General features: G+C 47.8%; 21 protein-coding genes and 1 tRNA gene. 9 read left to right on the forward strand and 13 right to left on the reverse strand.

Going from position 1 to position 20,667, the window contains the following annotated elements:
- Window positions 1-33: 33 nt before the first annotated feature.
- The 3 genes from cysE to ACZ5NB_RS03290 form a co-directional block, all read right to left on the reverse strand.
- Window positions 34-858: a serine O-acetyltransferase gene (cysE, locus tag ACZ5NB_RS03280; RefSeq protein WP_464107837.1), complete on the reverse strand. Its 825-nt coding sequence runs from the start codon at window positions 856-858 to the stop codon at window positions 34-36.
- 187 nt (window positions 859-1,045) lie between these two features.
- Complete coding sequence (locus ACZ5NB_RS03285) at window positions 1,046-2,068, reverse strand: serine/threonine protein kinase (protein WP_464107838.1); 1,023 nt, start codon at window positions 2,066-2,068, stop codon at window positions 1,046-1,048.
- 75 nt (window positions 2,069-2,143) lie between these two features.
- Complete coding sequence (locus ACZ5NB_RS03290) at window positions 2,144-2,878, reverse strand: double zinc ribbon domain-containing protein (RefSeq protein WP_464107839.1); 735 nt, start codon at window positions 2,876-2,878, stop codon at window positions 2,144-2,146.
- A 101-nt stretch (window positions 2,879-2,979) separates the two neighbouring features.
- Between ACZ5NB_RS03290 and bioB the strand changes: the two genes are divergently transcribed.
- The 6 genes from bioB (at window position 2,980) to ACZ5NB_RS03320 (ending at window position 8,289) form a co-directional block, all read left to right on the forward strand.
- Window positions 2,980-4,083, forward strand: a complete 1,104-nt coding sequence (gene bioB / locus ACZ5NB_RS03295; protein WP_464107840.1) for a biotin synthase BioB — start codon at window positions 2,980-2,982, stop codon at window positions 4,081-4,083.
- A gap of 279 nt (window positions 4,084-4,362) precedes the next feature.
- Window positions 4,363-4,602 carry a flagellar basal body rod C-terminal domain-containing protein gene (locus ACZ5NB_RS03300; protein WP_460238351.1) on the forward strand — a complete coding sequence of 80 codons (240 nt, stop codon included), beginning with the start codon at window positions 4,363-4,365 and terminating at the stop codon, window positions 4,600-4,602.
- Window positions 4,603-4,614: 12 nt separating this feature from the next.
- On the forward strand, window positions 4,615-5,490 hold the full coding sequence (locus tag ACZ5NB_RS03305; RefSeq protein ID WP_460238349.1) for a putative metalloprotease CJM1_0395 family protein: 876 nt from the start codon (window positions 4,615-4,617) through the stop codon (window positions 5,488-5,490).
- A gap of 353 nt (window positions 5,491-5,843) precedes the next feature.
- Window positions 5,844-7,643 (forward strand): acyl-CoA dehydrogenase C-terminal domain-containing protein, encoded by a 1,800-nt coding sequence (locus tag ACZ5NB_RS03310; protein ID WP_460231447.1) that lies wholly within the window; start codon window positions 5,844-5,846, stop codon window positions 7,641-7,643.
- Window positions 7,644-7,767: 124 nt separating this feature from the next.
- Window positions 7,768-7,950: a DUF3094 family protein gene (locus tag ACZ5NB_RS03315; RefSeq protein WP_460231449.1), complete on the forward strand. Its 183-nt coding sequence runs from the start codon at window positions 7,768-7,770 to the stop codon at window positions 7,948-7,950.
- Window positions 7,951-7,986: 36 nt separating this feature from the next.
- Window positions 7,987-8,289, forward strand: a complete 303-nt coding sequence (locus tag ACZ5NB_RS03320) for a hypothetical protein (RefSeq protein ID WP_460231451.1) — start codon at window positions 7,987-7,989, stop codon at window positions 8,287-8,289.
- Between the two features lie 7 nt (window positions 8,290-8,296).
- On the opposite strand, the gene ACZ5NB_RS03325 is transcribed toward ACZ5NB_RS03320, so the two are convergent.
- On the reverse strand, window positions 8,297-8,617 hold the full coding sequence (locus ACZ5NB_RS03325) for a hypothetical protein (protein WP_460231453.1): 321 nt from the start codon (window positions 8,615-8,617) through the stop codon (window positions 8,297-8,299).
- A 275-nt stretch (window positions 8,618-8,892) separates the two neighbouring features.
- Here ACZ5NB_RS03325 and ACZ5NB_RS03330 point away from each other — a divergent pair, with 275 nt between their 5' ends.
- Both ACZ5NB_RS03330 and ACZ5NB_RS03335 read left to right on the forward strand, forming a co-directional pair.
- Window positions 8,893-10,539, forward strand: coding sequence for a tetratricopeptide repeat protein (locus tag ACZ5NB_RS03330; RefSeq protein ID WP_460231455.1), 1,647 nt, complete (start codon window positions 8,893-8,895; stop codon window positions 10,537-10,539).
- A 287-nt stretch (window positions 10,540-10,826) separates the two neighbouring features.
- A tRNA-Met gene (locus tag ACZ5NB_RS03335) sits at window positions 10,827-10,903 on the forward strand.
- Here the strand turns inward: ACZ5NB_RS03335 and ACZ5NB_RS03340 are convergent.
- The 7 genes from ACZ5NB_RS03340 to ACZ5NB_RS03370 form a co-directional block, all read right to left on the reverse strand.
- Window positions 10,882-12,552, reverse strand: a complete 1,671-nt coding sequence (locus ACZ5NB_RS03340; protein WP_464107841.1) for a recombinase family protein — start codon at window positions 12,550-12,552, stop codon at window positions 10,882-10,884. The genes ACZ5NB_RS03335 and ACZ5NB_RS03340 overlap by 22 nt on opposite strands.
- 4 nt (window positions 12,553-12,556) lie before the next feature.
- On the reverse strand, window positions 12,557-12,913 hold the full coding sequence (locus ACZ5NB_RS03345) for a hypothetical protein (RefSeq protein WP_460231559.1): 357 nt from the start codon (window positions 12,911-12,913) through the stop codon (window positions 12,557-12,559).
- A 147-nt stretch (window positions 12,914-13,060) separates the two neighbouring features.
- Window positions 13,061-13,471, reverse strand: coding sequence for a hypothetical protein (locus ACZ5NB_RS03350; protein ID WP_464107842.1), 411 nt, complete (start codon window positions 13,469-13,471; stop codon window positions 13,061-13,063).
- Window positions 13,472-13,475: 4 nt separating this feature from the next.
- A complete protein-coding gene (locus tag ACZ5NB_RS03355; protein ID WP_460231561.1) occupies window positions 13,476-15,098 on the reverse strand; it encodes a type IV secretory system conjugative DNA transfer family protein in 1,623 nt (540 codons plus the stop codon).
- Window positions 15,085-16,134 carry a VWA domain-containing protein gene (locus tag ACZ5NB_RS03360; RefSeq protein ID WP_460231562.1) on the reverse strand — a complete coding sequence of 350 codons (1,050 nt, stop codon included), beginning with the start codon at window positions 16,132-16,134 and terminating at the stop codon, window positions 15,085-15,087. Before ACZ5NB_RS03360 ends, ACZ5NB_RS03355 begins: the two co-directional genes overlap by 14 nt.
- 14 nt (window positions 16,135-16,148) lie before the next feature.
- Window positions 16,149-16,829 carry a hypothetical protein gene (locus tag ACZ5NB_RS03365; protein WP_460231563.1) on the reverse strand — a complete coding sequence of 227 codons (681 nt, stop codon included), beginning with the start codon at window positions 16,827-16,829 and terminating at the stop codon, window positions 16,149-16,151.
- Between the two features lie 2 nt (window positions 16,830-16,831).
- The gene (locus tag ACZ5NB_RS03370) at window positions 16,832-17,425 is read right to left on the reverse strand and encodes a hypothetical protein (RefSeq protein ID WP_460231564.1); all 594 of its coding nucleotides are present in this window, start codon (window positions 17,423-17,425) and stop codon (window positions 16,832-16,834) included.
- A 406-nt stretch (window positions 17,426-17,831) separates the two neighbouring features.
- On the opposite strand from ACZ5NB_RS03370, the gene tnpA reads away from it, so the two are divergent.
- Window positions 17,832-18,788, forward strand: coding sequence for an IS66 family insertion sequence element accessory protein TnpA (tnpA, locus tag ACZ5NB_RS03375; RefSeq protein ID WP_460231565.1), 957 nt, complete (start codon window positions 17,832-17,834; stop codon window positions 18,786-18,788).
- A 2-nt stretch (window positions 18,789-18,790) separates the two neighbouring features.
- On the opposite strand, the gene ACZ5NB_RS03380 is transcribed toward tnpA, so the two are convergent.
- A complete protein-coding gene (locus ACZ5NB_RS03380; RefSeq protein ID WP_230715878.1) occupies window positions 18,791-19,051 on the reverse strand; it encodes a hypothetical protein in 261 nt (86 codons plus the stop codon).
- Between the two features lie 65 nt (window positions 19,052-19,116).
- Window positions 19,117-20,400: a DUF6538 domain-containing protein gene (locus ACZ5NB_RS03385; protein ID WP_460231566.1), complete on the reverse strand. Its 1,284-nt coding sequence runs from the start codon at window positions 20,398-20,400 to the stop codon at window positions 19,117-19,119.
- Window positions 20,401-20,667 lie beyond the last annotated feature (267 nt).

Here is a 20,667-nt window from a genome sequence, read left to right on the forward strand (position 1 = left end):
TGGCTGCTTTTAATACGTTTACTGCGTTGGCAGTTACTTTGTGGAATCCATATCGCAATTAAGCTGATGGTTCATGTCTAGTGCTGGGCTTGATGAGCGCGGGCGACCGACAACGGTCGCAGGCACGCCGGCAACCGTGGTGTGGGGTTCGACATTGCGCAATACAACGCTGCCGGCACCTACTTTGGCGCCTTCGCCGATTTCGATATTACCTAAGACTTTTGCGCCCGCACTGATCAACACGCCGCGTCGTACTTTTGGATGGCGATCGCCGCCTTCTTTACCGGTGCCGCCGAGTGTAACCGATTGCATTAGCGATACATTGTCTTCTACAACGGCCGTTTCACCAATCACAATGCCGGTGGCGTGGTCGAGCATAATGCCGCTACCAATTTTCGCTGCCGGATGAATATCGACGCCAAACACCACGGAAATCTGATTCTGTAAAAATAACGCCAATGACTTGCGATCGTTTTGCCATAACCAGTGTGCAACGCGATAGGCTTGCAAGGCATGGAAGCCTTTATAAAACAAAAAAGGCACGCTTAAGCCGGTTACCGTAGGGTCGCGAGTTTTCATTGCAATCAAGTCCGCGCGAACGGCTTCACCGATGGTGCGGTCAGCGTCTAACACTTCTTGGATTACTTCGCGAATTAGCATGGCTGATACGGTCGGGCTATCGAGCTTGTTGGCCAGATGGAAGCTCAACGCCGTTTCCATGTTTTTATGGTTGAGAATCGTGGCGTGGATGAAGCTCGCCAAGATCGGCTCGCGATCTGCCTGACAGCGCGTTTCGGACAAAATTGTTTGCCAAACAATATCGCCGTCGGTCGTTGCTGCTGGGGATGGGTTGTTCATCACTCGATTCCTTTGCGTATGCCAAGCTTACGTGTATCCAATCGAACTGGATCAACTACGTCGGCTTAATTACGTCTGTTAGGCGCGAATGGTAACAGGCGCGGCAACCCTAACGTAAGTTAGAAAAACTTGAATTTAAGTAAAAAGTTGTTAGCTCGCACTGTTAGGCCAGCTTGTGTGCCCACCATCAATAATTGAAGTTACCCGTATTTAGCGACAGTGGTGGTTCGTTCATGGCCGCCATTTGTTCGCGTAATTCTAGTATATGTTGCGACCAATAACGCTGCGTATTAAACCATGGAAAGTTGTGCGGAAACGCCGGATCACTCCAGCGCCGTGCCAGCCAGGCCGCGTAATACATTAAGCGTAAGCTGCGTAAACTTTCGATCAGATTCAGCTCGATAGGGTCAAAGTCATAAAACTGATAGTAGCCGTCCAGCAGTTTGTTGATTTGCACCACCTGCTGTTCGCGTTCGCCGGAAAGCAGCATCCAAAAATCTTGCACCGATGGGCCATTGCGGGCGTCGTCGAAGTCGACAAAGTGGGGGCGGTCATCGCGCCACAGGACGTTGCCTATATGGCAGTCGCCGTGCAATCGGATAGTTTGATAGGTGATTTTGCCAAATTGCTCGCGAATCGCTTCCAATAAGTGAGTGGTGAGGCTGGTGTAGCTCTCGCGTAACTCATCTGGGATAAAGCCTGGGGTGTTCAATAGAAAGTTAACGCTTTCTTCGCCAAAGCTGGCGACATCCACCGTTGGGCGGTGTGTAAAGGGTTTCTTTGCACCTGCCGCATGAATGCGACCTAAGTAACGACCGATAACGACGAGGTTATCGAGGTTGTCGACTTCAGGGGCTTGCCCGCCTTGGCGGGGAAAGAGTGCAAAGCGGAAGCCTTGCCACTGAAAAAGCGTCTCGCCCTGCTCATTTGTCAGAGGCGCTACCGCCGGTACCTCTAAATCTGCCAGATCTTGAATGAATTGATGCTCTTCCAAAATCTGCGCGTCGCTCCAGCGCTCTGGGCGATAAAACTTTGCGATAACCGGTTGTTCGCCCTCAATGCCGACTTGATAAACACGGTTCTCGTAGCTGTTGAGCCCGAGGATGCGCGCATCGGACAAAAAGCCTTGGCTTTCTACTGCGTCGAGAATGGCCTCTGGCGTCAGAGCAGAATAAGGGTGCTGCGTACTCGGCTCTTCGCTCTCGCTCATGTTTATCTCTACTGGTCGGGGGGTTGGCTATTTGCGCGGCATTATCCTCTTCTCACGTCAGCTTCGCTAGTCGGCTTATTTTGCTGGCGAAGGGGTTCGCGCGATGCTCCAAATATCGACCCGTGATGCACCTGCTTTTTTCAGCAGTTTGGCTAGGGTGTTGGCGGTACTTGCTGTGGTGACCACGTCATCAACTAACGCGATATGCTGGCCATCAAACCTTCTTGTTGTGACAAATGCGTTGCGCAGGTTACGTAGCCGCTGGCTGCGTTTTAAGTCCTGTTGCTTGGGGGTGTGGTGTTGGCGGGCAATACCGTCGACTACTTCGATGTTAAGTCGTCGACCCAGTTGATCTGCTAAAAACTGCGCTTGATTGAATCCACGTTTCCAGTGGCGGCGCCAATGCAAAGGCACCGCCAATATAGCATCTGGTGTTTGCCGAGCGGCTGAGTCACAAAGCGCCGTTGACGTGACGTGAGCTGCCAAGATGTCGGCTAGCAACTGGCCTGCGGCGAGGTCGCCGTGGAATTTAAAGCGGCTAATTAAGTGGTCAATGGGATGGTCATAGCGACAGGCACTAAAGCACGTGTCGAACAATGGTGGAGACGCCAAGCAAGTACCGCATAACTGATTGTTTTGATGGATTGGGAGAGGCAGGGCGCAGCGAGCACAGCGCGATTCAAGCCAGGGGAGGTCTTGCCAGCAGCCACTGCAGCAGCGCGCATCGGTGCGGCGCCGGCAAATTAGGCATTGTTGTGGAAGCAAGCCATTAGCTGCTTGGCGAGCTAGGGTTCGTGCAAACGACATCATCCGTGATTACCGTTAACTTGTTTGTGTCTTTTAGGTTGACAGTGAAATATTCATGATTACTATGGACAGATACTAGCCACCTACAACTGGGATCACTGTTTATGGCACAAGCCGCATCGACTTTACCGCAATCGACGCAAGCGCACCCAGCGCCAATCGCCTCTAAAGGTCTGCGCCACGATTGGACTCGACAAGAGATATTGGACTTATTTGCGCTGCCTTTCAACGAATTACTGTTTCGTGCGCAAACGGTGCATCGCGAGAATTTCGATCCCACCCAAATCCAAGTGAGCACTCTCTGCTCCATTAAAACAGGTGCTTGCCCTGAAGACTGTAAGTACTGCCCGCAAAGCGGCCACTACAATACGGGCCTTGAAAAAGAAAAACTGATGGCTGTGGAGAAGGTGCTGCAAGAAGCCCGCGAAGCCAAGGCGAATGGTGCAACCCGCTTTTGTATGGGTGCGGCGTGGCGTTCTCCGGTTGAGAAAGACATGTGCATGGTCACCGATATGGTGGCGGGCGTGAAAGCGCTGGGTCTAGAAACCTGCATGACGCTGGGGATGCTCAACGAAAACCAGGCGCAGCAATTGGCCGATGCAGGGCTCGACTACTACAACCACAACCTTGATACCTCGCCCGAGTTTTACGGCGAGATTATCACCACCCGCACCTACCAAGACCGTTTGGAGACTCTCGACAACGTTCGCTCGGCAGGCATGAAAATTTGTAGTGGCGGTATCGTTGGCATGGGCGAAGAAGTGAGTGATCGCGCGGGACTGCTGCAACAACTATCTGCTATGAATCCACATCCAGAGTCCGTACCCATCAACCAATTAGTGAAGGTAAAAGGTGTGCCCTTGGAAGAGGCCGAAGACATCAGTGGCATGGACTTCGTGCGTACCATTGCGGTGGCGCGAATTTTAATGCCGCAATCCTATGTGCGCTTATCCGCTGGCCGCGAAAACATGAGTGAAGAAACCCAAGCTCTCGCCTTTATGGCGGGTGCTAACTCCATCTTCTATGGGGAAAAGCTTTTAACTACTAGCAACCCAACCGCTAACCGCGATGTGCAGCTATTTAAAAAGCTCGGATTGCGACCTGAGATGGTAGAAACGTCAGTTGATCAAGATAAAGAAGGCAATGCCTTGCTTGATGCTATTCAGGAGTCCGACCCTCGCAAGCCTTTCTACAACGCCGCCGTGTAGGTTCCCAACGGCAGCTCGCAAAAGCTGCCTACTTTTCCAATTTCATTCTATATTCCATCCCGCTTTTGCCTGTGAACTTCTAAGAACCCATCCAAAGGGGTTAGACGCAGAGCGAAGATATAGGTGTTTTTATAAGTAAAAATTGTCTTATAAAATAGACTGTTACCTCCTTTTTAGACTGAATTTTTGTACAGTTTCGCGGTACACTGTGTTACAGCGTTAAGTGCAACTCAGGGGCTTTGTCTCCCGCTTCGTGCACTGTCGACCCAAGGAGTCCCTATGATTAGCTCAGTGATTAATACCGGTTTGCAAGGGCTGCAGAGTAGCAGTCGTGAGATCGTGAAATCCGCCGACGACATTGTAAAGGCCGGTACGACAGAGCGCGATAACAGTAATATTTCTGATATTGCCGAGCCAATCGTTAACATGGCGATTGAGCAGCAAGTATTTGATGCTTCTGCAAAAATTGTCAAGGTAGGCGATGAGATGTTGGGCACTCTCATGGACATTAAGGCCTAGCGGTGTTGCGTCATGAATGGCGTCGGTCCAGTCAACAACTTCGCGAATGCTATCTCTCCCTTTAGCCCAGTAGGTAAGCAGGCTGTTGGTGAAGAAAATACGGAATCTAAAGCAAGCACCTTCAAACCCGTCTTAGAATCGCCAGAATCCAATAAGTCAGACAACCGCACAGAAAAAGATGATCCCAACAAGCTCATGGATCGCGCCAATCGTCCAATTGAGGAAGAGAAAGGTGAGCAAGAGTCGGGTTCTGGTGCCCGTGAAGAAAACAGGGAAGAGGCAGATGCTGACGCAGCAGAGTCTAAAAAGCGGCGACAAGATATTGATGTGCAAAATCAAATTCGCGACCTTGCCGCGCGTGATCGAGAAGTGCGTAACCATGAGCGTGCTCACTCAGCACTAGGCGGCGTATATGCTGGTGCGCCAACCTATACTTATAAGCGTGGTCCCGATGGTGTTAATTACGCGGTGTCTGGGGAGGTGTCCATCAGTAGTGGCAGGATTAGTGAAGATCCGCGAGCTAATATTCAGCAGGCGCAAGCCATTCGGCGCGCCGCGTTGGCTCCCTCAGACCCATCCCCGCAAGACCGTCGTGTAGCCGCTAGCGCTGCGCAAATGGAGGCTGATGCTAGGCAAGCGCTGGTGGAGAAAGCTCAGCAAGAGCGTCTAGCCGATAGCGAACAGCGCATGGAGCGGCAAGATCAACTGCGTGAAGCGCAAGAGCAGAAAGAAGAGAGAGTTTCAGAGTTGGCGCAGGAAGCTCAGCAGCGTGAGGAAGTGTTCAGTGCAGTCCGAGCCAGGAATCTCGACCTCAATCAGCGCCTTATTGATATTGGGGTGCAGGACTCCTCAGCGGATTCGGGTTCGATGGTGAGCGAGTCGGTCTGATTCGTTCGCTGCGGCAAAGAAATCTCCGTTACCCGTTTTAATTCTTTTGGTAATTAATTACTCTATTCTCTGAGCCTATCTTTATTCGGCAACGTAATGCCCTATTATTGTTGCCATCTTTCATTACGACAGTGTGTTGAATTTCTATCTGTGACCAATTAACCAGTATTGGCCATTGGGTCATCGGTAGTAAATGAGCTATAAATGGTAAAGTTGCCATTTATTTTTTTGTGACTCTTTGTTCCATTTCGTTTCTATTTTATAGTGAGACCAATTCGCGCTTTTCAGTCGCGTTTTTATGAAACCAGAACGAGCCCTTCAATGGGGCCGTGTTTAAATCAGTTGAGGTGGATATGCCAGAATTTAAAGCGCCGTTGCGAGACGTTCGGTTTGCACGTAATGAAGTACTCAAGTTTCATGAATTATGGGCGAAGTTACCCGGGTGTGAAGATGCAACCCCCGATATGATCGATGCGATCCTGGAAGAGTTGGGCAAGTTTAGTGAAAACGAAGTGGCTCCTTGTAACCAAGTGGGTGATCAGCAAGGTTGTCGCTTAGAGGATGGCGAAGTAAAAACGCCAGATGGCTTTAAAGAAGCCTATCAACTATTTATCGAAGCCGGCTGGTCCGGTTTGTCTAGTCCAACTGAGTTTGGTGGTCAGGGCCTACCTGTTTCGTTGGGTATGGTCATGAATGAAATGCTCGGAACGGCTAATTGGTCGTGGTCAATGTACCCGCTATTAAGCCATGGAGCGCGAACTAGTTTGGAGTGTCACGGTAGTGATGAGCTAAAAGGTATTTATTTGCCGAAGCTTACCGAGGGGCGCTGGACAGGCACCATGTGTTTGACTGAGCCGCATTGCGGTACCGATCTTGGTCTATTGCGTACCAAGGCGGAACTACAAGCTGATGGCACTTATTCTGTCACTGGGACGAAGATTTTTATTTCGTCCGGTGATCACGATATGGCGGAGAATATCGTTCATCTAGTCATTGCTCGCACGCCTGATGCGCCAGCTGGAACAAAAGGTATTTCGTTGTTTGTTGTTCCTAAATATGTTCCTGACGCAGATAACAACCCTGGCGAGCGCAATTCACTTTCATGTGGTGCGCTAGAGCATAAGATGGGAATCCACGGTAACGCCACATGCGTCATGAATTTTGATGGCGCAAAAGGCTATTTGGTGGGCGAATTGAACAAGGGTTTGAGTTACATGTTCACAATGATGAACTCGGCTCGACTCGGTGTAGCGTTGCAGGGTTTGGCTCATCTTGAAAACGGCCTGCAGGGCGCAACTCGTTACGCGCTGGATCGGTTGCAATCGCGCTCCTTGAGCGGCGTTAAAAATCCCGACGGCGCGGCAGACCCAATTATCGTTCATCCTGATGTGCGTCGCATGTTGCTGACCGTGAAAGCATTTGCCGAAGGTACGCGCATGCTGGGGCATTACTGTGCGCAGCTGCTGGACGTTCAGCATTATGCTGAAACCGAAGAGGAGCGTAATGAAGCCGATGAGTTGTTGGCGCTGTTGACGCCGATTGCGAAGGGTTTTATCACCGAAGTTGGATTTGAAGGCGCAAACTTGGCCATGCAGGTGTTTGGTGGTCACGGCTACATCGCTGAATGGGGTATGGAGCAAAATGTTCGCGATGCGCGTATCGCGATGATTTACGAGGGAACGAATGGTATCCAGGCTCTGGATTTGTTAGGCCGTAAAATTCTGAGCAATCAGGGACAAACTCTTCAGAAGTTCACCAAGCAGATCCATAAATACTGTAAGGCAAATGCTGAGAATGCAGAGTTGGCTCCCTTCATTGAGCCGCTGAACAAACTCAACCAGGAGTGGGTCGAGGTGACGATGAATGTGGGTGCACGTGCAATGCAAAATATGGACGAATTAGGCGGCGCGTCTTTCGATTATATGATGTACTCAGGCTACATTACTTTGGCTTACTTCTGGGCGAGAGCAGCTGAAGTTGCGCAAGAAAAGCTGAAAGAGGGTGTCGAGACTGAGTTTTATCAGGCGAAGCTTGATACGGCAACTTTCTACTACCGTCGTATTTTACCGCGTACTTTGTCATTGGTTGCGACTATTAAAGATGGTGTCGATTCTTTGATGACGTTGGACCAAGAGCGATTTGCTGATATTTAGTTCCGTGCGCTGAATATCTGTGGTCTGCTCCAAGCCCCTTACTGGCTAGCCGGTAAGGGGCTTTGTCTTTATAATCAGCGGCACTGAAAATAATGTAATTCTTCGCAACGTGGTGAAAGGCAATATGTCGGACAATCGACTTTATCCAGATGATCAGGCTCGAGTAGATGCCTACAATAAGCGCGGATACAACGATATCGAGCGAAAGCCATTTCGTCCGTTATTGCTCCTTTTTGTGCTGTTTTTGGTCGTTTCCGGTCTCGGCGGAGTTGCCTATGCTATAGCTTGGTGGCATGGTGTCATTTAGCGGATAACCAACTCCATAAAAACGGCGAGGCTTGGCATGGACCCAAAGGTAGTACAACACATGGCGCTGCTTATGTCGGTAAATTGTGTGCGCAAAACGGTTCTGGATGACTTTGTCGCCAATGGCAAGTTGAGCGAGCAAGACTTGCAGGTGTTTATCGGTGAATCTACCGATAAGCTCTATACCTTCCTGAATTACCTACTGAATAAATCCGAACAAGATAAACAGCTCTTCTTAGAGATTATGAACACGTCATATCCGCAGGGTTGGCCAGAACCTCAGTTATCTCCGGTGTTTGAGGAGGCGGTTGAGTTGGTGAAAAAACAGCGCGGATTATAACGACTATTCAGTCTTCCCAGCTCCAGCGGAGGGGTTCGCCAAAGTCATCACGAATCAAAACGCGTCGTGGTTGTTTGCGGACTTTTTTCGGCGTGGGGGTGGGCTTTCTCCTGGCATCAATCGCTTTGACTTCATTGACTAATGGCGTGCGGTTTTCTTTAGGTTCGCTGAAAGTCACGGGTGGTATTTGGTAAGCGCCGATCTCTTTTCCGCTAATACCTCTTTCAACGGGCGTGACGTGGCCGCCTCTTTTCAAAAACGCGTCTATTTGTTCTGTCAGCTCTTGGCGTTCCTTCGCTTTTGATTTTGAGGGCTTGATATACGGCATGGCATGCGATCTAAACGATTCACTCAGTGTAGGCCAGGAACTCTCCAGTTTAGCAGTCACTGCTAAGAGGGTTAAAGGGTCGGCTGGCAAAAATAGCAGCCAGCGGGCTAGGAGGTTGAGAAGTTGTCGGTTAATCGACGACAGCTGCTGTTTTCAAAGGGGTTCGACCAAATAGAGATACTCGGTCAATCTGCAAAAACTCATCTAAACTGAGCTAAAGGGCTCTTTTTACCGTGGGTAAGTAGCTAAATCGTTTTAGGAAGATGAGTGGTTACATGAAGCAGATTGATTTGATCAAAATATATAGCAAGAAGCGATGCTTGGTTGTCGATGATCTTTCCGAAATTCGCGGGTCGATTAAGCGGATGCTGAAAGTGTTCGGCGTTGAGGACGTGGACACTGCGGCAAATGGTGAGGAAGCCGTAGAGCTTTGTACCAGCAAAAGCTATGACATAGTGCTGTGTGATTACAATCTTGGTAAGGGTAAGGATGGCCAGCAGATCTTAGAGGAGCTGCGTTTTCGAAAGCTGCTGAAAAACACCAGTCTCTACATCATGATTACGGCAGAATCGTCCCGAGACATGGTGTTGGGTGCTCTGGAGTATCAGCCGGATGATTACGTGACAAAGCCTATTACGCAGTCCTCCTTGAGGACTCGTCTGGATAAAGCCCTTATTCGTCATGAAGCACTGTACGGCATAAAACAGGCGATCGATAAGAAAAACTATAAAAAGGCAGCCGAGTTAAGTGAGGCCGTTGAAAAGACCGAACCGCGCTACGAGATGATGTGTAAGAGTATGCGAGGGGAGCTATATCAGCTGCTTGAAGAGTACGACAAGGCAAGATCATTGTACGACAGTGTCTTAGATGATTCTGATGCAGTATGGGCGAAGCTAGGCTTGGGTAAAACACTAATAGCGTTGCGCGAATTCGGCGACGCTGAAGAGGTCCTTAAAGAAGTGCTGGAAGTGGATAATCGCTACGTCGAGGCCCACGACCTATTGGCCGTTTGCTATAACGAGCAGGCAGACGGCATTCGCGCTCAAGCGGAAATGAAAAAAGCCGTTGAGGTGTCGCCCAAATCTGTGCTCCGTCAGCGTCGTTTGGCTGCCCTGGCCTTAAAAAACCAGGATATTCCAACCAGTCTAAAAGCGAGTCGCAGTACTGTAAAACTCGGTCAGAATTCTTGCTATGAGTCCCCGACAGACTATTTCAATTTGGCGGGCCGCTTGGCAGATACGATTAAGGAAAACGGCAATAGTAACTCGCAAAACTCGAAAGAAGCGTTTGAAATCCTACAGAAGGTCGAGCAACGCTATCCGAGAGATAAGTCTATTTTGCTGCAAAGCGCATCCGTCAAATCGCGTGTTCACTCGGCGCGAAAAGAGTTGGCAGATGCAGAAAAATGGGAAGATACCGCTCGTGAAATCTACTTTGATATTGAAGATGAGGTCGGGGTTGAGGCAAGTCTCGAGTATGCACACACATTAATGAACTCAGGTGACGACGTAGCTGCTCGAAAGATTATGGAGCGTATCGTTAAAGAAGACCCCAATAACGTCGAGCTGGCTGAACAAATTGATTCTCTATCCGACGAGCCTGTTTCTAAACGAGGTAAAAAACAGGTGTCTGAACTCACCAAGCGGGGTATCGCGTGTTATGAGGGCAAGGACTACGAAGAGGCCATTCACATATTTAAGAACGCGGTTGCGCTTTATCCTAAACACGTTGGTCTGAATCTAAACCTTGTTCAGGTCATCCTTGCCGAATGCGAAAGTAACGGAGCCCAGCGCCAATACCGTGCAATCTGTCGCAAGTGTCTAAGTAGTGTCGACGGTTTATCGGAGTCTAGCCCTCAGTTTGAGCGGTTTAATTACTTAAAGCGGCAGGCACAACAGTGTTTCCCGGAGCATGCGGCCTAAACCCTTAAATAAAACCTTTCTAATCAGGGGTTTGTCTTGACCCCTCCTACGCTCCTCCCTATAATGCGCAGCCTCAGTTAGGGGAGAGACTTTCCCAGCTGAGAAACCAGGTGCGATTAGCTGGTCTATATCGCAGAAGGAAGTGCAGCCTTCTAAAAAATGGTATCTCAGGTGCGGGGTGGAGCAGCCTTTTAGTTTGACGGGCTCCCAAAGCGCAAAAGTCGAAGGGTGATACGACCTTCGGTTTTGAGCCCAGCTCGGGCTTTCCAAGAAAACAGTGTCTCAGGTGCGGGGTGGAGCAGCCTGGTAGCTCGTCGGGCTCATAACCCGAAGGTCGTTGGTTCAAATCCAGCCCCCGCTACCAATTCTATCTATGTGGGCGAAAGCCCCATTGATAGCCTTATTATCATTCGATGCGTTCAAGCATAGTTTGTCCAAGATTTTCATATCTTTCGTCTCCAAAGACATATTCAAGATTCCAGCTAAATCACCGTACAGATCAATACGCAGGCCTTTCTCGCCTTCTTCTGGCGTCAGCACCACTTTGTCGATAAGCCCCCTTAAATGCTGTGATGCTTCGGCGCGCGCGCCATCCGCATTCAACGATGCCTTTAAGTCTTTTATGGCTTGGTGATAACGTGATGCCATGGCGGGATGGATCAGTGGCTTGAGTGCAGGTTGCACCGTCAGAGCTTGTTCCGCTTTCTCAATGCGCTCTGAAACGCTTTCCAGATCGTCTTTCACCATACTGGCGGGAATACCGTCTTTGATGGCCTGTATCAGGCGCTCACGCTCTTTAAGAAGACTGTCACGTTGAGATTCAAGCGATTTACGCTGCGCATTGGCCTGCGCATGCAAGGTGCTCAAATGCTTGGTGTATTCCTTACAGAACACATTGACCAGCTCTTCACGCATGAAATGGCCTTGCAAGCCATCCAAAACATAGCCCTCAAGCGCTTCTCGTTTGATGGTGCGGCGATTGTTGCAGACGCTATCCCCTTTGTTCTTTGCAGCAGAACAGCCATATTGGGTAGAGTTGATCTTGGAATACCCGCCACCGCAAACGCCACATTTGGTCAGTCCTGATAGCAGATATTGAGGGCGGTTCGTTTGCCAAAGCGAGGAAGATTTACGATCCAGTGTTTTCTGGCGCGCCTTAACCGCTTCCCATAGCTCAGAATCAACGATGCGTTGCTCTGGCACATCCTGAACAATCCATTCAGACGGATCATTCAGGCGTGTTACACGCTTTCCTGTGGCAGGGTCTTTGATAAAGCGTTGTCTATTCCAGATCAGGCGACCGATATACAGTTCGTTATTCAGAATGCCAGTACCGCGCTTGCGGTTGCCGTTTATGGTGGATTGCCCCCAGCTTTTGCCAGATGGGCAAGGTATACCTTCCTCGTTGAGCTGAGCAGCGATAGCTTTGGGCGATTTGTTCTCAAGGCCATATTCCCGGAAGATGCGGCGGATGATATCGGCCTGCACTTCATCAATCTCACGATCCCCTTTGATGGCTTCACCATTGGCGTCGAACTGTTTTACCACTTGATAGCCATAAGCCAAACCGCCGCCAGATTTACCTTTTTCTACACGGCCACGGAGCCCACGGCGGGTCTTATCGGCTAAGTCCTTCAGGAACATCGCGTTCATAGTGCCTTTCAGGCCTATGTGAAGCGTAGATATTTCACCTTCCGAAAGGGTGATGATTTTAACGCCAGCAAACTCCATGCGTTTAAAAATGCCTGCGATATCCTCCTGATCACGGGAGAGGCGATCCAAGGCTTCTGCAATGAGTATGTCAAACTCACCATTCATTGCGGCGCTGAGCAGAGATTGAATGCCAGGGCGCATGAGTGATGCCCCTGAAATTCCTGCATCCGTATAACAATTGCCAAGCTTCCAGCCTTCAGCGCTTGCTTTGTCACTGCACAGGCGAATTTGATCTTCAATAGATGCGTCACTTTGAAGGTCAGAGCTATATCGAGCATATATGCAAGCACGTTGCGTCATATTCCTATCCACCATCTTCTATATCGGGATTGCTAAGTGCGCTGCGGTAAAATTCGTAATCTTCTTCGGCGGCGCGTCTTGCGAGAAACTTCACGAGAGCGATTATCGCTTCATCGTCGGAACCCCGATTATGACTCGCTTTCAGCGGAGTCTTCAAACAAATCTGAGCCTCATTTGACTCATTTTTATTCTGTTTTATGAGAGGGTTATCCATATATCCCCCCATAAAAAAGCAGTGAAAGCGAATTACTGCTCTCACTGCCGTATTCTTTGCGCCAGCCGCGTATATCTGAGAGATGGCACGTTCTGGGTGCGGAACATGCACATACACCCACCTGACCACAAAAAAAGAGAGTTGCATGGAACGCTCTGGCGTCCCGACAATCTCTCATACTTATAATGATACGCCTGAAATCGTTAATAAATCGTAAATAAGCACTCTGTAAACCGCATGTTTCTGCCGTTTTTTTACTTTCTGTTTTTGCGGAGAATAAATTAATCATACTTATCACCCCGTCTTTGATGATTTTTTAAGAAGATAAAAACAGGCAACGATTGATGCGATCCACCATTCGATGTGATTAATTGAGAACTGATTTAACACACCAGCTAAGGCGAAAATAAATAGCGCCTGTAAAGTCAGTTTCAATAAAACTGTATTTGTTTGCTTATGCGCCTGTGTTGAGAGACCTCGACTAAGAATTGGCGGTGTTTGCTTCGCCTGAAGCATGCGTTCCCAAATAAAAACGCGATACCACGACTTTGCCGACAAAATTAGTAACAGCCATGGTGTTACGCGATGAAAGACAAAACTAAAAGGCGCGTAATCATAAGAGGGGATTTTTCCATCAAGCCCAACCCACACGCTCCATGCACATACGCCTATTACAATAATTGAAACCCATGCTCTAAATATCATGTGCTCACCCTCCATCAAATATCGAAGATAGAGGCGCAGCAATGTTGAGCCCCTGTTTGGTGAAATTAACAGGCCTGCTTATTGGGTCGTCGGCAAAGTTTGGATGAATGTCATAAATGGGTGAACCATTTTTATTTCTATATCTCTGATCCAAAAAATAGGCGGTTTTAAAACACGCGACTGGATTGGCATGAGACAAGATAAGAATTTGAGCAACTGGGCTCATCGTCATTACCTCGTCGGGGGTGATAAGCGAACGCGATGTGAGCGCATCCTCTCGGCTTAAAAAATTGGGATCACTAAAAAGGCGAGCTCGCATCTCAGCACTGAACTCACTTAACGATTCAATCGTTGTGATGCCGCACAGCCTTGATGTGTATTCAGAGGTCATCAAATCACGGGTGCCGAAGATTTGTATAACGCCGCTATTGGCAATGAAGGTTTGCCACCTCTCGCCGTAAAGCGAGACGAGCTGATTTAAGTCCTGCACGATCATATGAAGCTGCATGCCATACCCCGCCATAAGCCCAAAGGCGGTTTCAATGACCTCCATACGTCCCAAGGCAGCGGCTTCTTCCATAAGAAAGTACACGGGAGGGTTTGGTTTTGTCTTAAAGCGAGTTACTGAAGTGATTGCAGAACTCAGCAGCATGCGCAAAAAGCGGTTATAGGTAAACAATCTCCCCGCAGGTAAAACAACAAAAATATCCGTTTTGCCATTTTCCAGCTCTTCAAAGGTGAAATCTGATTCCGATAAGGTGCGCTGTATTTTCGGGCTTTCTAAGAAATGCGTATTTTGTTGCGCCGTTGATAAAATGCTAGAAAATTCCTTCGACGCTTTATTGAGAATACGTGCGGCTGAAGCGCGAACATATTCGTTGGAGCTTTGCATCATGCCGGGCTTTATTAACACGGCATTGCCTTCTTCGTCTTCAGCATACTCGCCTCCAACAATTTTTTTAAAGTCATCAGAAGATAGGCTTAACAATCTTCTCACTTGCGGAATGTCGCGTGAGCGCTTGACAGTCGGCATTAGCACCAGAGGCGTGGCGGCAACATAGAGAATTAGCCCCATAACGAGCGCACGAGCTTCATCCGTCCAAAATGGGTCTTTGCCACCTCGATCAGTGACAAGACTATCTGCAATATTCATGGCATCCTCAACAAAGTCATCATTGTCAGGATCAAGCCAGTCCATAATGTTAAACCTTGATTGTGGCATGCCGAGCTTTGAGCAAGCTAAATCCCATGGATCGATAATGATGACTTTATGGCCAAGTACATCCCGCCGATATCGCGCAGCAATTAAAGATAGCTCACCATCTTTCACATCAAGCGCAACCAGCGAACCACGATGCTCCAAGCATCGCGGCATACTCGCGGTTAGAAGTTTTCCGCTTCGTGTAGGTGCTACAGTTAGCAGGTGCTTTTGTGTGTTTGTGGTAATGCAATAAGCACGGCCTTTGTTCGCTTCGGCCATGCCGTAGCCAAGGAATATGCGCCCACCTTCGCCATAGCCTTTTTGGTGAAGGTGGTTTTTCGTTGCCCATTTACTTGAGCCATGCAAATCGGGGTCGCGGCTATATATCCGCGACGGATGCTGCGTGCCTTGGCTACGGAGTTGCATGCGCACCTCCAGAGCAAGGTTTGACGCTCAAAACTTTCTGACTTTTATAAGCAAGACCGATGGCACTAAAGTAATGTGATAGCGACTGCTTTACATTGCCGCCTTGAGAAATGAAGTGGTCGGTAATGCCTTCAAGGTCATCTTTATGGTTTCCGCCAATGAAATACACAAAGGTCAGAATGCCATTTTTATTGGCGAGTAATTCAGCTTTTACTTTTGCATCATTTACGGTGTAACCGTCAGTGATGACAATGGCCGCCTTCTGATACCCATTGAAGTAACTACCCGATAGGTCTGAATAGGCACTGCTCAGTGCCTTAAAAATATCTGTGCCACCACTGGCTTCTATATTTTCAAAGCCAAATCCGCCGCCATTGCATTGCTGGTAGTTTTTATGACCGTAAGTAAGGTCGGAGTTAAAGCTACCAACGGCGCATAGAGCATGTGTCGGCAATGAATTAAGAAAATTGTTTGCCGTGCTTTTCACCGCATCAATGTTGCCAGCCATAGAGCCTGAACGATCTAGCAGTAAAGCAATGCCAATGTTAGGTGGTGCTTGCTGAACGGTTTTGTAGTCAAAGCACAGCTTTTCACCACTCATAGAATAAACCGCGACGCTATCGGGAGGCGGTGAAACAAACTGACCACTGGCATCTCGAAAGCTGGCAACGATATTGAGCTGCGAAGGGTTTCCCGATGTTTGAATAATCTCGGAGGTTCCACCGCTAAAAGCGACAATAATATTGTTTGACTGATCGATATCGAACCCCGATACGATCTTAATACCATTGGCATCGACCATTCCGAACTTGGATATTGTTCTTATGAGAATGTCCGAGGCGTCAAGCGAAGGGTCAGTTTTTAACTTCAAAGAAATGGATTTCTCAAAATCATATTTTGAGCGAATAACAATAATCGGCGCTGAATACTCACTTTTTGATTTAACAGTGATAACAGGCTCGTTTGCAATTAGGTTGGTGTTGCAGAAGGCCGATAGGCCAACTGCAACTGCGAGGTTTTTAATGAGAGTTTTCATCGGTATCCCTCCACCTAAAGCAACGTATTCAGTCGGGACTTCGTTTGCGCTTCACCAAGCAACTCAAAATCAATGTCGCCATTGCGCGCACGTTTCAAAATCCCGAGTGAGCCAAGATAGGCTTGCAGCACCTTGTCTTGATCGGGGTGAACGCGCATGATTTTGAGAGTGGTGAGCTTGCTGGCGAGATTTGCCAGCGCTAACTCGCTTGGCACTTCTTGAGGCACTTCAACGTCAATCGGATCATTACCATTCTGGAACGGCACATGAACCGTTGAGCCAATCCAGTACAATCGGATGGAGTCAGGCTGAGTCAGATTCACGGTTGTTTCAATCTGATCAAACGCCATAACCAAATCTGAAAAAGTCGGTTTGAATATAATCAGATTCATAACATCTTCCGCCTGTGAGAGAAGCTGCCCAGCCGTTCCCGACCACGCAATACGGTTAGGCAGTGCGCTCAGAATAATGTGAATCTGAACATCACTCGTGGCTTTCCTTCGGGAGAGCGAGGTTAATTGCTGAAGTAAGTAAAGCGCGGTATTCAGCGCTTCTCCCTGATCTTCAGTGGCAATCGTTCCACCATTCTCGATGAGCACAAAAATATCTTCATGAGCTTTAGCTTTGGGTGCCTGCACTTGCTCGCCGCAAGCAGAAATGCAAAGAGTAAGGATAAGAGCGGTTAAATATTTCATGACTATTTCTCCTCTGACTTAAGGCTTTGGAAGGCGCGTGTCGTGAATAAAGCTAGGATGATGTTGATGACGGCAATCACGGCGCTCACGCCAATCGCCAGCCCTTTGTTTTGTGCAAGGAAGGCCATCACGCCGCTTTCTTGCTGCACCACAAAACCACCTTGAGTGCTTTCCCTTGCAACGAGGGTGTATAAATTCACGACCTCTAGGCCAATGACCATGATTAAGACCAAGCCAGCGATGCTTGCTAAAATCTGATTTTGCGGGTGAGAAAACCATTCTTGAGGATCATCCAAGATATTTTGACGATGCACTTCCGCCCAGATGAAGAGCGGCGTTGCCACCGAAAACGTGGCCAGCAATATCGAAATGATGTGAGAGGCATTGGCATCGGGATCGAGCATGCCAAACATGCCGCCGAGTACAGGAAGCTCTGAAAGGTACGTTTCGTTCATCAAGCCTATCGTTTCGGTGTAGACCGCATAGAACATAACGAACATGGCGGCTTCAAGTGAGACGGCAAAGAGTACTTTGATCACTCCTGAAGGGCTGACGGCTTTCACACCGTCAAACGGGGATGGTTTGTCGAAGTTCATTAGTGCACCTCCGAATTTTTATGGCTAAGCGCGTTCACACAGCCAAAAGAGTGGCAATAGGCACATTCGCACCTTGCCCACATCTCACAGCGCAGTAGATCGTCTTGGCTAGGGGGTACAGATAAATCGGATTGGACGGGGTGATCCGCCTCAATTGTGATCTCAATGGATATTTGGATATCATCAGACATGTAAAGCCTCCAGCCCCTTTAAGAAGGGGTAATCAATGAACATGGGTTCTAAGAGGCTTTGCGCAAAGCTTGTGAAAACCTTATGTGATCCAGTTAATTTGAGCAAAAGGAGGACGAAAGAATAATAACTACGGTGAAGTCCGTAACCCGTTGAATAATATGGAATTATTATCCGTATAATGGAAATTCAAAAGCTGGGAGTTCGAGGCGTATAAATGGCAAATACCAAAAAACGTTCGGCAAAATCTGAGTTCTGGGAAGCTCATGTTCTTTCTTGGAAGCGTGGCAAGCTAACTCAATCTGAGTACTGTATACAAAACAAGTTATCAGAATCTTCTTTCTCCAAATGGAAAGCCAAACTACTCCCTAACCTGCGTGGCGCAAGGAAAGCTCGTAAGCCTAAAAATAAATACTACAAGCATTCCAAACTATCAAACGCCCAAGTCGAGACACTTTTCGCCGCTTTTTTGTGTGATATGCCTGTAAAAGACATTGCAAAGAAATTAGCCATCAGTGAAGCCTCCGCCTATAAGTACTACGATTTAATACGGCTTGATCTTATCGATGGAGCCCTGAATTATCCGCAATTGTTCTTTGGGGCTGGAATGCTTTTAACTTTGGGTGCTCCTCCCGATGTAGACAAGCTAGCCAAAAGATTTAAGCATACAAATCCCAGTATTAAGGGTAGAGAAAATCTAATTTATCACGCCATTGGTAATGTGCTTATTTGCCACTCGCTTCGAAAATGGTCAATTTCAGAGACCTATTACTTTTGGTTTCAAGGTTTAAGAATGTACTTTCTCAAGCACTATGCTGAGAACCATGGCTTGGATGAGGAAGACTGGAACTTTGAACTCGCCATTCAAATGCAAAATGAAGTCTCGATCATGAAGCTGACCGTGACCGCATGGTTAGACTGGATAAGAGGCGGAGATAAAGCAGCACAATTTTCAAGTGATGTGTGGGAAGCCATCAGAGATCAGCATGATTATCACACGGATGCTCAATATTGGTTTTCGACCATGCTTGAGAACTTAAAGTGGGTGGTGGAGCGAAAGCAGAGCTCAAAGAGAAACACCTATTGGGATTTTTTCAAGCCCAACAAGGCTGATTTTCTAGAGGTAAATGAGCGCATTCACAAATATCTACAAAACAAAGAAAATACTACCTGAGCCTATATATCAAGATCAGGTAAGTCATTAAACCAACTTGGTGGTACGTCATCACTGGTCGGTGTCTCGTTATCAAACAACGCCTTACGAATGTCTTTTTCTGGTATGTCTGTTTGAGAGAGCTGTTCTTTCAAAACCTTATCAAAAGGCTCCTGAGGGGGCGCTATATCATCAGAGGTGTTTGTTTGCTCTTCTAATTCATCAGCAGTAACATTTTGAAATGTCATGCCTACTTCTGGGGTGTTGTTTTTATTGTCGGTCATCCATAGCCTGCCTTCCTAAACTATGGATATCAGAAAAACTTTAAAATTTTCAATAAAAATCGTAATTAGACGCTAAAAGCGATTTTCCTAAGCCACTCGTACTTTTTCTCAAGCATATGACCACGGCCATATTTCGGCCCCGACTTCTTGTGCCCCATAAGTTCGTCGATGACTTCCTCTGGCGCGCCTGCGTCGCGGAGGCGGTCTTTAAAGGTATGGCGCAGCGAATAGAGTGAATGTGTTGGCGTTGGCTTTAAATCGTTTTCACGCAAATATTTGTTGATGGTCGTGGAGGCGGTATCGGCAGTGCGATAATGGTTAAATCCACTCGGTAGTTGCTGGAAAGCATGAAGTGCCGCGCCTACGAGTGGGATTTTTCGCTCAGAGGTAAGCGTTTTGAGTGCTTTATTTTCACGCGCGCGAATCCAGATATAAGGAATAGGCTCGTCAAGAACGATATCCTCTTCAGTAAGGCCGATTAACTCAGATTCCCGCGCACCAGTATCGGCCATGGCAAATACCAAAAGCCTCGCTTCGTCATTGAGGCTATTCAGGCCGTGTTTGGAAAGTAAGACATCTTGAACATAGCTGGCTTCAAAAGGTGGTCGTGATTGCTCCAGCTCTTTAAGGCGTATTTTTGAAAACAGTACGTCAAAGTCGGTCGCGACTTCATATTGAAGCCCGACCACCTGAAGCATGTCTTTCACGTACATCATGTTCTTATTAGCAGTTGCGGCGACGACTTCGCCTTTTTCAATGCGATCCATCCACCATTGCCGGAACTGTAAAATGTCAGATCGGGCAATGGATTTAAGAGGCTTATCACCAATAGCGCTGATAAAGTAATTGATGGCAGCAAGGCGCGGGTTTTTCCATTTGCGGATTTGATGCTCGGACTTATTGGTAAGCCTGTCACGGCATAGCGGCCAGTATTTATCAGCGCAAGTGCTTAAAGGAAGCTCTGGCACTTCTGTGCCGCCAAGCACAGAAGAGACCGTTTCAGGTTGTTCTATGGCCTTGTTTGCCGTCTTCAGGCGCTCGACTATTTCTTCTAACGGCTCTTTGGCAATTTCAACGGCATTCTTATAGGCAAAGCCATGGGCTTTTGCGAGCTTGATAGCAGTGCGATATTCAGCTTCAGGATCAGCTTTGCCATTGCCTTTAATCAGGCTGCGCCAATAATCTTCGATATAGTCGTTATAGATGGCAGCTTTTCGGATGGCTTCTTTTTCATCTTTGGTGCCCAAAGATATTTTGATGATGGCGCGCTTATCATAGTCGGACACGTATTCAGGAACGCGCCTGCGATAATAAAAATTCTTCCCTCTGCAAAATACATAGTTCGCCATCCATGTGTCCCAATTTGTAGCCCACTTTGTGTACCATTTTTAGGTAAAGCAAAAATGCGCCTTGGTCAATTGAAAAACAAATTTCAATCAATACAACATGTTAGCGGGTAAATGGTTAAGATTATGTAAATGAAAATGGTGGAGGGGGCAGGATTCGATTTGAAAAATTTCATCTCTAATTATTGTTCTATTTCAGTGCTTTAAATATTTATTAGAAATTACTACTATAAAAATTTGTGTCCCAGTATGTGTACCATTTTGTGTCCC

It is taken from the genome of Aurantivibrio plasticivorans, assembly GCF_055392955.1.